Source organism: Streptomyces koelreuteriae, from assembly GCF_018604545.1.
GTDB classification, from domain to species: domain Bacteria; phylum Actinomycetota; class Actinomycetes; order Streptomycetales; family Streptomycetaceae; genus Streptomyces; species Streptomyces koelreuteriae.
In genome coordinates this window covers 8,160,493-8,172,263 of record NZ_CP075896.1, presented here as the reverse complement: position 1 = coordinate 8,172,263, position 11,771 = coordinate 8,160,493, and the positions used below count along the sequence as shown (strand labels likewise).

Below are 11,771 nucleotides of genomic sequence, written 5' to 3'. Positions count from 1 at the left end.
ACCGCACGGCCGGTCCTGCGGCCGCGGTGACGGCGAGGAGGTCGACATGCGAACCCGGGTGCGCGGCTGGCGCCTGCGGAGCAGTCCGCTGCGGCGCCGGTCCGATGTCGTCGAGGCGTGGACGGTGCTGGTGGTCGCCGTCCTGCTGCTTGTGGGCGCGCCGCTGGCGGGCGTGGCGGCGGCCTGGTGGGCCCATGACGAGGCGGTGTCGGTCTCGGCGGAGCAGCGCGCCGAGCGGCACCGTGTCCGGGCCGAGGTCGTCGGCGGGAAGGACGACTCGCTGCCGTCGGCAGAGGCCGGCGGGCAGCACGCGTTCCGCGCGACCGTGCGCTGGACGGAGCCGGGCGAGGGGACCCGCACCGCGACGGCACGGGTCGCGGCGGGCACCCGGCAGGGTGAGGTCGTGGACGTCTGGTTCGACTCCCGGGGGCGGAACGTGCCCCCGCCGGTGGACGGCACCGAGGTCTGGCAGCACACCCTCACCATCGGCACGTGTGCCGCGGGCGGTGCGGTGCTCGTGGTGCTTCTCGGCCATGTCGCCGTGCGCCGGGTGGCGCTACGCCGCAGGCTCGCCGAGTGGGACCGCGCGTGGGCCCGGACGGAACCGGAGTGGACGCACCGCGGCGCATGACGCACAAAAGGCCTGGCGAGTCCTCCGACCGCCCCCATAGTGTGATCATCCGCTCTGTCTCCTCAGCTGTTCCTCACCCAAGGCGGTCCTGCATGGCCCTGTTCGACCTTCCTCTCGATGAACTCCGCGAGTACCGCAGCGCGTCCCCCGAGCCCGAGGACTTCGACGCGTTCTGGTCCAAGACGCTCCAGGAGGCCCGTCAGCACGATCTGGACGCCCGCTTCGAACCGGTCGACACGGGCCTGTCCACCGTGCAGGTGTTTGACGTGACGTTCGCCGGCTTCGGTGGTCATCCGGTCAAGGGCTGGCTGACGCTGCCGGCCGGGGCGGACGGGCCGCTGCCGCTGGTCGTGGAGTTCATCGGCTACGGCGGAGGGCGCGGACTGCCGCACGAGCATCTGCTGTGGGCGTCCTCGGGTCGGGCGCACTTCGTGATGGACACCCGGGGTCAGGGCAGCGCCTGGGGCGCGGGCGGCGGTACGGCGGACCCGGTGGGCGGCGCGCCGGCCTTCCCGGGCTTCATGACGCGCGGTATCGACGCGCCGGAGAACTACTACTACCGCCGGGTGTTCACGGACGCCGTGCGGGCCGTGGAAGCGGCCCGTTCGCACCCCCTCACCGACGCCACGCGCACGGTGGCCGTCGGCGCGAGCCAGGGCGGCGGCATCACGATCGCGGTCGGCGGCCTGGTCCCCGACCTGGCGGCCATCGCGCCGGACGTGCCCTTCCTGTGCGACTACCCGCGCGCGGCGACACTCACGGACCGTCACCCGTACCGGGAGATCGGCCTGTATCTCAAGACGCACCGCGGTCGCGCCGCGGACGCCCTGCGCACGCTCTCCTACTTCGACGCCGTCCACTTCGCCGCCCGCGGCAACGCCCCCGCGCTCTTCTCGGCGGCCCTGGAGGACCAGACCTGCCCGCCCTCGACGGTCTTCGCGGCATTCAACGCCTGGAGCCACGAGGACAAGGAGATCGAGGTGTACGACTTCAACGACCACGAGGGCGGCGGCCCCTTCCAGGAGGCGGCCAAGCTGCGCTGGATGCGCTCGTACATCTGATCCGGCCGTTCACCGCGGGCGGGCTTTCGCACGGTCCCGACCAGTCGGTACGTTCTTCGCGGCCGGGCCTCTCCATGGCGGCCCGGCCCCGAGACGGTCGGCGGAGGGGCTCATGTCCGAGAACGAGACACAGGTGCGCGGGCACTGCGACGCGCGGTTCACGGCGGTACGCAGGGCGTTCGAGGAGAACTTCCGGGAGCGGGGCGAGCTGGGCGCCGCGGTGGCCGTCACCGTCGGCGGGGCGACGGTGGTGGAGCTGTGGGGCGGCTGGGCCGACGCGGAGCGCTCCCGGCCGTGGGAGCGGGACACGCTGGTCAACGTGTGGTCCACGACCAAGGGCCCGGTGGCGCTGTGCGCGCACATCCTCGCCGACCGGGGACTGCTGGACCTCGACGCGCCGGTCGCCGAGTACTGGCCCGAGTTCGCGGCGGCGGGCAAGGAGAAGGTCCTCGTACGGCATCTGCTGTCCCACCGGGCCGGTCTGGCCGGGCTGCGCGAACCGCACTCGCTGGAGCAGCTCTGCGACTGGGAGCTGACGACGCAGCGGCTCGCGGCGACACAGCCCTGGTGGGAACCGGGGACCCGGTCGGGCTATCACGCGCTGACCTACGGCCATCTGGTCGGCGAGGTCGTACGGCGGGTCTCGGGGCTGCGCCCCGGGGCCTTCCTGGAGCGGGAGGTGGCCGCGCCGCTCGGGATCGACTTCCGCATCGGACTGCCGGAGAAGGACTTCGGCCGGGTGGCCGAGCTGGTCCAGCCGCCGGTGGCGGCGAGCAGTGAACAGGCCGCCGTCTTCGCCCAGTTGGCCCCGGCGGCGGTCGCGGCGCTGACGAACCCGCCGGTGTCCGCCGCCGGGGCCGGGACCCACGGGTGGCGGACCGCCGAGATTCCCGCGGCGAACGGGCACGGCACCGCGCTCGCGGTCGCCGAGCTCTACGGCGTCTTCGCGGGGCGCGGGTCGTACGGAGACCACCGCGTCCTGTCCCCCGAGGCGGCCGAGCGGGCGCGCGAGGGGCAGGGAAGCTGCCGGGACCTGGTGCTCGGCGCCGGGTTCGAGCACGAGACGGAGGCGGGGCTCGGGCTGTGGCTCAGCGGTGCCAACGGCTCCTACGGACCCAACCCGCGCGCTTTCGGTCATGACGGCTTCGGCGGCTCCTGTGGGCTCGCCGACCCGGAGGCGGAGGTGTCCCTGGGGTATGTGATGAACCGTATGGGGCCTCATATCGCGGACGACCCGCGGAAGACGGCACTGGTCGACGCCCTGTACAGCGTGCTGTGACGGCGGGCCCGGGCGGTCCGGTTTCGGCCGAACCGCCCGGCCACCCTTCCGGTCTGGTTTAGACCAATGCTAGATCTGGTGGCGCACCGAGTCCGTACCACTACCGCACGTCACCACCAGGAGGCGCGGCATGGCCCGCACCACCCCGCACGACCACCCTCCGGCCGAGGAAGAGCCCCTGTACCGGCGGATCGCGACCCAGTTGCTCGGCGAGCTGCGCGAGGGCCGCATCCCGCCCGGTGAACGGCTGCCGGGCGAACGGCGCCTCGCCGAGCACTTCGGGGTCAGCCGGGAGACCGTACGGCAGGCGCTGGAGCTGCTGCGCCGAGACGGTCTGGTCGCCACCGACCGGCGCGGCAGCCATGCCACGCTGTCCGGGCTGCCCGTGGAGGCCCCGGCTTCGCTCGCCTTCCCGGTCGGAGCGGCGGCAGCGGCGCCGGGCACGGTGGCGCGCGCCACCGTCACCTGGGAGCCGCCCCCGCCGGACCACGCCGAGGTGCTGGGGCTGGCCCCGGGCCGGCCCACCCTCGTCCACACCTACCGGTACGCGACCGCCGACGGACGCGGACTGCGGACCGCCGTGACGTCCTTCTCGGCCGTGGCCCTGGCCGAGGTCGAGGAGCTGGCCCGCTACCGCGACCGCGCCGACGGCACGGCGACGGCCCATCTGCGGCGGGCCTACGACTGGATGCGCCGGGCCGGTCTGACCCTGCATCACCGCGACGCCATCACCCGTCTCGCGAGCACGCCGTCGGTGCGGGTGACCCGGCAGGTGCACGACCAGTACGCGCGCCCGCTGGAGATCACCGACCTCGTCGTGGACGCCCAGAAGGACGCGCTGGTCTACGAGTTCACCCTGCCGGGCCGGGCCGACTAGACCGGCAGCCGGGCCACGACGAGCCGTACCCGCGGGCTGCCGTCGCGTCGCGGGCCGAACTCCGGCAGGGCGTGGAGGTCCACCCGGAATCCTGCGCGGGCCAGCTCGCGCTGTACGTCCCCGAAGCGGAACGCGCGGTAGTACATGACGAACGGAGGCCGCCACAGCGCGTTCCGCACCCGCATCACCGTGTCGAAGCCGAGCAGCATCCAGTAGCCGAGCGAGCCCGGGCGGGGCGGGGCGACCAGCGGGAACGCGAAGCTGCCGCCCGGTCGCAGCACCGAGCGGACCTGCGCGAACAGGGCGGGCAGTTCACGGGGCAGGAAGTGTCCGAAGGCGCCGAAGCTGACCACCAGGTCGAAGGCGGGCGCGAAGGGCAGGGCGCGGGCGTCCGCCCGGACCCAGGAGACCGGCGGCCCCGCCGGGCGGACCCGCTCCCGGGCGATGTCGAGCATGCCCGCGCTGAAGTCGACGCCGGTGACCCGCTCCCGGCACACCCCCGCCAGCACGCCGACGCCCGCGCCGGTGCCGCAGCACAGGTCGAGGCCGGTGCCGAAGGGTCCCAGGCGCCGCAGTGCCGATCCGACGGCGTCGAGGACCGCGTCGGGTGTCCGGAAGGGCGTGTGGTCGAACTTCGGCGCGAGGAGGTCGTAGCCGCGCTCGACGGAGGACAGAGCCTGGACGGCGAGCTCGCGCAGGGTGGGACCTTCGGGGCTGAACATCGGCTCAGCCTAGGGGAGCCCGCTGCTTGAGGACCGTGAGTACGCGCTCGCACCAGCGGAGGTTCTCCTCCTCGAAGCCGATGCCTCCCATCAGGGTGAGGTACGGGCCGACGCGGTCGGTCTCCCGCAGGTACTCCTCCTCACTGCGGCCTGCCAGCAGGCGTTCGCGGACGCGCCGGTAGCGGGCGAGCTTGCCACGGGACCAGGTCTCGCGCTCCTGGACCAGCGCGCGGGTGGCCTCGGGGTCCACGCCGTCCATGGCCTGGATCTTGATGAGGAGTTCGTCCCGGATGGCGGTGGGCCGCCGGGGCGGTGTGGCGGCGAACGCGCCCAGATCAGCCCGGCCCGCCTCGGTGAGCGTGAACATCCGCTTGTCGGGCCGCCGTTCCTGGCGTACGACCCTGGCCTCGATCAGTCCGTCCCCCGCGAGGCGCTCCAGCTCCCGGTAGAGCTGCTGCGGCGTCGAGGCCCAGAAGTTCGCGAGCGACACGTCGAACACCTTGGAGAGCTCGTAGCCCGAGGCCTCTCCCTCCAGGAGAGCGGCCAGGACGGCGTACTTCAGCGACATATGGACACGGTAACAGCGGTTGACTAATCTCATCCGCACCTACTCAATAAATTGACTAAGGCAGGTTCGATGCGTGCATTCCGTGAGGCCATCGAGGCGGACGACCTCGACGCCGCCGAGGCGCTTCTGGCGCCGGACGTCGTGTTCACCAGCCCGGTCGTGTTCAAGCCGTACGCCGGGAAGGCGATCACGGCGGCGATCCTGCGCGCCGTCGCCGGTGTCTTCGAGGACTTCCGCTACGTGCGCGAGATCAACGACGCGGACGGCCGTGACCACGCCCTCGTGTTCACCGCGCGGGTGGGCGACCGGGAGATCAACGGCTGCGACTTCATCCATGTCGACGACAACGGGCTGATCGACGAATTCACCGTGATGGTGCGCCCGTTGTCGGGGGCGCAGGCGCTCGCGGCGGCCATGGGCGCGCAGTTCGAGCGGATCGCCGAGGAGGCACGAGCCCGCTCGGTGTGAGCGACGCGTCTGGTTGGATGACCCCATGACGTCCGCCGAGCACGACGCGCTGATGCGGGCCAACCAGGCCAACTGGGACGCCCGCACACCCGTCCATCTCGCCAGCCGCTTCTACGGCCTCGACCAGGACCTCGACCCCGAGCGCTGGTTCGCCTCCTTCGAGTGGGAGGACCTCGGCGAGCTGACCGGGCGTGACGTGCTGCATCTGCAGTGCCATCTCGGCACCGAGACCATCGCCTTGGCCCGGCGCGGGGCCCGTGCCGTCGGCCTCGACTTCTCCGAGGCGTCGATCGCGGCCGCGACCGGCATCGCCGCGAAGGCCGGGACGGACGTGACCTACGTACAGGCGAACGTGTACGACGCCGCCGAGGCCCTGGACGGGCGGCAGTTCGACGTCGTCTACACCGGCAAGGGCGCCCTGTGTTATCTGCCCGACCTGGACCGATGGGCGGAGGTCGTCGGCCGACTCCTGCGGCCGGGCGGCCGGTTGTACGTCGTCGAGTTCCACCCCCTCCTCAACTCCCTCGGCCCGAAACCGGCTCCGGGCGAAGGCCCCGAGCTGCTGCTGCGCCATGACTACCTGAGCGGTGGCGGTCCGGTACGCCGGGACGCGACCCGCACCTACACGGACGGCCCGGCCGTCGAGGGCGCCACGGACAGTTACGAGTGGATGCACGGAATAGGAGAGGTCGTCAACGCGTTGACCGGAGCGGGACTCACCGTGCGGCGGCTGCGGGAAGGCGACGAACTTCCCTGGCCGCGCTGGCCGCAGATGGTCCGTACGGAGTCCGGCTGGTGGCGGCTGCCCGAACCGCGGATCCCCCTGCTGTACGGGCTGTTGGCCGGCCGCTGAGGCTTCTGAGGCACAGGTCACTCCCCCGGCACCTCGCGCCGTGGTACAGTCCGAACAGCACTCGTGCACGCCCCGGTTTTGGGCGCCGGTGCCAGTTCATTTCTTTCTTTCTCTCTTCATTTCCAGCACCACCTCGCTGAGCAGGACGTTCTTCGTCGTAGCCACGGTGCTGTGCTGTTCCCGCCGCCCGGAGGCGTGCCCCAGGCCCCTCCCCTCGCGGCTCTCTCCCCCTCCCCTTCGCATGTCTCATGCCGTCCGTCCGTGAAAGGACACACCACCATGACCACCACACTCGAAAACCCACCCGTCCAGCAGCAGGCCCAGGCCCAGACCGCGACCGGCGTCCTCGACATCGACGCGGCCGGGAAGGGGCATCTGCGCGAGGCGGGCCTCCTGCCCACGCCCGCCGACCTCGCGGTCTCCCCCGCGCTGATCCGCCGGTACGGCCTGCGCAAGGGCGACCTCGTCGAGGGCGTGCGCGGCGACCGGCGCGGCCTGACCGACGTCGTGCGGGTCGACGGCCGTGAGCCGGGCGAAGTGCGCGGCCGGCGACACTTCCGGGACCTGACACCGCTGCATCCGCACGAGCGGCTGCGTCTGGAGCACCCGGCCGCCGGACCGACCGGACGGGTCGTCGACCTGATCTCACCGGTCGGCAAGGGCCAGCGCGGACTCCTCGTGGCCCCGCCCAAGACCGGCAAGACCGTCATCCTGCAGCAGCTCGCGGCCGCCGTCGCCGGCAACCATCCCGAGAGCCGGCTGATGGTGCTGCTGCTCGACGAGCGGCCCGAGGAGGTCACCGACATGCGGCGCGGTGTGCGGGGCGAGGTCTACGCCTCGACCTTCGACCGCAGCGCCAAGCAGCACATCGCGCTCGCCGAGCTCGTGATCGAACGGGCCAAGCGGCGCGTCGAGGCCGGTGAGGACGTCGTCGTCCTCCTCGACTCGCTGACCCGGCTGTGCCGGGCGCACAACAACGCGGCCGCGTCCGGTGGCCGCATCATGACCGGGGGCGTCGACGCGTCCGCCCTGATCGGCCCCAAGCGGTTCTTCGGCGCCGCCCGGGCCGCCGAGGAGGGCGGCTCTCTCACGATCCTCGCCACCGCCCTGGTGGAGACCGGCTCCCGGGCCGACGACTTCTACTTCGAGGAGCTGAAGAGCACCGGCAACATGGAGCTGCGTCTGAGCCGCGACCCGGCGTCCCGCCGCGTGTTCCCGGCCGTCGACATCACACCCTCCGGCACCCGCCGTGAGGAACTCCTGCTGCCCCCGGCCGAGTTGGCGGCCGTGCACGGCCTGCGGCGCGTGTTGCAGGGCCGGGACGGCCAGGGTGGTCTGGAGACCCTTCTGGAGCGGCTGCGCGAGACACCGGACAACGCGACGTTCCTGCGGCGCATCCAGCCGACCCTGCCCTCGGGCTGACGGACCTGCCCCGGCCTCCCCGTGCCGGGGCGCCGCCGGTGTGGCATCCGGGTGCTCGCGGACGCTGTTCGGCCCGGTCATCGCCGTGCGGAGCGCATCCGTTTCTACGTTAATCATATGATCCTCGGATTTTCTTTCCGGATGGCCGTATCGGCCGGTGTGCTCTGTGCCGTGGGGCTCCTGGCGGTGGTGCCCGCCGCGGCGGACGTCTCCGGCAGGGCGGAGCCCAGTGCGCCGGCCGGGCCGAGGGCGGCGGCCCCGCACCCCTCGCTGCTGTACCGGCCCGGTACCCATGTCCGCCCGCTTGCCGCGGTGCCCCGTCTCCCGGAGGTCTCCGCCCTGTCGTGGCTGGTGGCCGACGCCCGCAGCGGCGAGGTGCTCGCCGCCCACAACGCGCACCGCAGACTGCCCCCGGCCAGCACCCTGAAGACCCTGTTCGCCCTCACGGTGCTGCCCGCGCTGCCGTCGAGCGGCCGGCACACGGTCCGCGCGGAGGAGCTCCGGGGCGTCGGCGCCGGCAGCAGCCTGGTCGGGGTCGCGGAGGGCCGCACCTACCGGGTCGCCGACCTCTGGCGCGGTGTCTTCCTCAACTCCGGCAACGACGCCGTGCACGTCCTGGCCGAACTGAACGGCGGCTGGCGGGCCACGGCCCGGCGGATGCAGGCCGAGGCCCGCTCCCTGGGCGCCCACGACACGCGCGTGCTGTCGCCGGACGGCTACGACACGCCGGGCCAGGTGTCGTCGGCGTTCGACCTGGCGATCTTCGGCCGGGTGGGGCTGCGCAACCCGGACTTCGCCCGGTACTGCGCCACGGTCGAGGCCAGATTCCCGGGCGGGGGCGGCTGGTCGTACGCCATCCGCAACACCAACCGGCTGCTGAGCGGCACCCGTGGTGTGAAGCCGTACCGGGGACTGATCGGCATCAAGAACGGCTACACCAGCAAGGCGGGCAGCACGCTCGTCGCGGCGGCGCGCCGGGGCGAGCGCACCCTCGTCGTGACGGTGATGAACCCTCAGGCGGGCGGCGGGGCCGCCGTCTACGAGGAAGCGCGCTCGCTGCTCGACTGGGGGTTCCGGTCGGCCGGGAGGGTCGAACCGGTGGGCTCGCTCGAGACCCGGCGGGCACCCGCGCGGCCGGGAGCGACGACGCTGCCCGCGGCCGCCGCCGCGGCCGTGCCGGAGGAAGCCGCCTCCGCCTGGACCGAGGCGGGGCTGATCGTGGGCGCCGTCGGACTCGGCGCGGCGGTCGTGGTGCTGGTACTGCGCGTGCCGGTCCGCCGGTCCGAAGGGAGTTGACCGGCCGGCAGCCACAGCAGCAGGCCCAGGGTGATCCAGGCGTAGATGTTGCTGCCCAGGAACCCGTCGACGCCGGACGCGTCGTCGAACCACAGCCACACCACGCTGGTGCACAGCACCGCGTACAGGGCGCCCGCGACGCGCGGGTGCCCTGTACGGACCAGCACGGCGAAGGACGGCAGCAGCCACACCAGATGGTGCACCCAGGTGATCGGGCTGACGAGACAGGCGGCGAGGCCGGTCAGGGCGAACGCGGCCGTCCAGTCCCCCGCGCCGACCGCCCGTCGCACCCGCACGGCCCACACGCCGAGGATCAGCAGGACCGCCACCGCCCACACCGCCCGGTCCGGTTCGCCGAGCCGGGCCAGGATGCCCTGCACCGACTGGTTCGAGACGTAGCCGAGGCGCCCGATGCGGCTGGTGTCCCACAGCGCGTCGGTCCAGTAGAAGCGCGAGGCGTCCACGTCGACCCAGGCCGCGAGGCCCGTGGCCCCAAGGGCGACGGCCGTGGCGAGAGCCGCCGCGCGCCACCGCCGGGCGACCAGCAGGAGTCCGATGAACAGCGCCGGGGTGAGCTTGATCGCGGCCGCGAGCCCGATGCCGATGCCCGCCCAGCGTCCGCACCGACGTCCGGTGGCGAGCAGCGCCGCGTCGGTGAGCACGAGAGCCAGCAGCAGCAGATTGACCTGACCGAAGCTGAGGGTGTCGCGGAGCGGTTCGAACAGTGCGAGCAGGCAGGCGATCAGGGCCCAGCCGTACCAGCCGTGGCGGCGCCGTTCGGGGCCGGTGAGCAGGCGCAGGATCACGGCCAGGGCCGCCAGGTTGAGCAGCAGGGCGGCGGCGATCGCGGTGCGCAGGTCCAGCAGGGCCATCGGCAGCATGGCGACCGCGGCGAACGGCGGGTAGGTGAAGCCGTACGTCGTGCCGGGCACCCGGTAGTCGTAGATCCGGCCCCCGTGATGGACCCAGGTGTCGATGCTGCCGTAGTAGACGCGCAGGTCGAACCAGTCGCGCAGCAGGGGCACGGTGGCGGTGAAGACGGTCACCACCGTGGCGAGGGCGAGCAGGAGCAGCAGTCGTCCGCGGTCGGTGCGCGGCAGGCCCGGGGTCATGCCGCGCGTCCCAGCGCCGGGGCGAGTTCGGCCTGGCGGGCCTGCCACAGGACGACGACCGCGAGCACGCCGCCGGAGACGGCGAGGACGAGTTGCCCCGTGTCCGCCGCGCCGCCGCTGGGCAGGACGCAGAGCGCGAGCACACCGGTCACGGCCGCCGTGCGGTGGCGTACGGAGGTGCTGGGCGTGGCGGCGGCGATGAGGAACAGGCCCCACAGGGCGTACCAGGGTCGGATCGCCGGGCCGAGGGCGGCCACCGCGGCGAGGCTCAGGCCCAGGGCGTAGACCGGCCGTGGGCGCAGCCGGAGCCATATCAGCACGATCGCGACCACGGCCGCCGCGATGCCGAGCGCGTGCCAGGCGGGGATCGCCAGGGGCGCGAGGTCGCTGCCGAGGTGTTCCAGCAGGGCCCGGGTGGCGCGGCCGAGCAGGGTGGTCAGGGCCCAGTTCTGGGGTGAGACGGGGGTGTTCAGGGCGCCTATCCAGCCGTATCCGGTGCCGGCCACGGCCGTGGCGGCGACGGTGGTCCCGGCGGCCGCGACGGTGGTGGTCAGGACCGCCTTCGCGGGACCGCGGCCCGCGCGGACCTGGAGGACGACGACGGCGGCGAGTCCGAGGACGGCGGGCGCCTTGACCAGGGCGGCGAGCGTGACGAGGACGGCGCCGAGGACCGGCCACCGGCCGAGCGCCGCCACCAGGCCGACGCCGAGCAGGCCGAGCATGACGGCGTCGTTGTGGGCGCCCGCCACCAGGTGCAGCAGGACGAGCGGGTTGAGGGCGCCCAGCCACAGCGCGGCGGACGGGTCGGCGCCGCTGTGCCGGGCGAGCCGGGGCAGTGCGGCCGCCATCAGGGCCACGCCGGCGAGCGCGACGAGCCGCATCCCGAACAGCCCGGCGGGCAGTTCCCCCCGGGTCAGAGCGGACAGGGCCGCCGCGACGGCGAGGAACACCGGGCCGTACGGGGCTCCGGTGTGCCGCCAGAGCGGGGCGACCTCGTCGGCGAGCGGGCCGCCGAGCCGGGCCGGTCCGTGCGCGTAGACGTCCATGTGCGCCTCGATCATCGCCCCCTGGGCGAGGTAGCTGTAGACGTCCCGGCTGAACAGCGGCGGGGCGAGCAGCAACGGCGCCGCCCAGACGGCGAGGACGAGCAGCAGGGCACGGGGAGTGGGCGGCCTCGGCCCGCGCACCAGGCGGCCCAGCAGTGCCCAGGCCGCGATCAGCAGGACGACGCCGAAGTACACACCGACCAGTCCGAGGGCCGCGCCGGCGGAGGACGGGTGGAGGAGGTCCCGTACGGGCAGGGCGCCGGCCGTCTCACCGCCCGCCGCGAGGAAGGCGGTTCCGGCCAGACCGAGTATCTGGCAGCGGCGGAGATCGACGGGGAAAGCCATGGCCAACACTCAGTCAGGGTGTCGAGGTTGTGTGGCCGGAAGCTTTCGGGGTCTGTTCCGGGAGGAAGCGGCAGTGTGACCGGCCGGTGAT

The 11,771-nt window shown here is 73.2% G+C and carries 11 protein-coding genes and 1 pseudogene; 8 read left to right on the top strand and 4 right to left on the bottom strand.

Annotated elements, in window-relative coordinates; genetic code table 11:
* Positions 1-46 precede the first annotated feature (46 nt).
* The 4 genes from KJK29_RS36730 (at position 47) to KJK29_RS36715 (ending at position 3,848) form a co-directional block, all read left to right on the top strand.
* Entirely contained in the window at positions 47-631 is a 585-nt protein-coding gene (locus KJK29_RS36730) for an Rv1733c family protein (protein ID WP_215123603.1), read from the top strand.
* Positions 632-723: 92 nt separating this feature from the next.
* Positions 724-1,692: an acetylxylan esterase gene (locus KJK29_RS36725; RefSeq protein ID WP_215123601.1), complete on the top strand. Its 969-nt coding sequence runs from the start codon at positions 724-726 to the stop codon at positions 1,690-1,692.
* 112 nt (positions 1,693-1,804) lie between these two features.
* Positions 1,805-2,971 carry a serine hydrolase domain-containing protein gene (locus tag KJK29_RS36720; RefSeq protein ID WP_215123599.1) on the top strand — a complete coding sequence of 389 codons (1,167 nt, stop codon included), beginning with the start codon at positions 1,805-1,807 and terminating at the stop codon, positions 2,969-2,971.
* A 130-nt stretch (positions 2,972-3,101) separates the two neighbouring features.
* The gene (locus KJK29_RS36715) at positions 3,102-3,848 is read left to right on the top strand and encodes a GntR family transcriptional regulator (RefSeq protein WP_215123598.1); all 747 of its coding nucleotides are present in this window, start codon (positions 3,102-3,104) and stop codon (positions 3,846-3,848) included.
* Here the strand turns inward: KJK29_RS36715 and KJK29_RS36710 are convergent.
* The gene (locus tag KJK29_RS36710) at positions 3,845-4,570 is read right to left on the bottom strand and encodes a class I SAM-dependent methyltransferase (protein WP_215123596.1); all 726 of its coding nucleotides are present in this window, start codon (positions 4,568-4,570) and stop codon (positions 3,845-3,847) included. The genes KJK29_RS36715 and KJK29_RS36710 overlap by 4 nt on opposite strands.
* 4 nt (positions 4,571-4,574) lie before the next feature.
* Entirely contained in the window at positions 4,575-5,138 is a 564-nt protein-coding gene (locus KJK29_RS36705) for a PadR family transcriptional regulator (protein ID WP_215123594.1), read from the bottom strand.
* Positions 5,139-5,207: 69 nt separating this feature from the next.
* Between KJK29_RS36705 and KJK29_RS36700 the strand changes: the two genes are divergently transcribed.
* From KJK29_RS36700 to KJK29_RS36685, 4 genes and pseudogenes are all read left to right on the top strand, one after another.
* Entirely contained in the window at positions 5,208-5,606 is a 399-nt protein-coding gene (locus tag KJK29_RS36700; RefSeq protein WP_215123592.1) for a nuclear transport factor 2 family protein, read from the top strand.
* Positions 5,607-5,631: 25 nt separating this feature from the next.
* Positions 5,632-6,459: a class I SAM-dependent methyltransferase gene (locus KJK29_RS36695; protein WP_215123590.1), complete on the top strand. Its 828-nt coding sequence runs from the start codon at positions 5,632-5,634 to the stop codon at positions 6,457-6,459.
* A gap of 279 nt (positions 6,460-6,738) precedes the next feature.
* Positions 6,739-7,881 (top strand): transcription termination factor Rho, encoded by a 1,143-nt coding sequence (gene rho / locus KJK29_RS36690; RefSeq protein ID WP_215123589.1) that lies wholly within the window; start codon positions 6,739-6,741, stop codon positions 7,879-7,881.
* A 117-nt stretch (positions 7,882-7,998) separates the two neighbouring features.
* Positions 7,999-8,883 (top strand): annotated as a pseudogene (locus KJK29_RS36685) (D-alanyl-D-alanine carboxypeptidase family protein); the annotation flags it as partial.
* A 35-nt stretch (positions 8,884-8,918) separates the two neighbouring features.
* On the opposite strand, the gene KJK29_RS39295 reads toward KJK29_RS36685, so the two are convergent.
* Together KJK29_RS39295 and mptB are read right to left on the bottom strand one after the other, a co-directional pair.
* Entirely contained in the window at positions 8,919-10,289 is a 1,371-nt protein-coding gene (locus KJK29_RS39295; RefSeq protein WP_321170481.1) for a glycosyltransferase 87 family protein, read from the bottom strand.
* Positions 10,286-11,680: a polyprenol phosphomannose-dependent alpha 1,6 mannosyltransferase MptB gene (gene mptB, locus KJK29_RS36680; protein WP_215123585.1), complete on the bottom strand. Its 1,395-nt coding sequence runs from the start codon at positions 11,678-11,680 to the stop codon at positions 10,286-10,288. The genes KJK29_RS39295 and mptB overlap by 4 nt, the downstream gene beginning before the upstream one ends.
* Between the last annotated feature and the right edge of the window lie 91 nt (positions 11,681-11,771).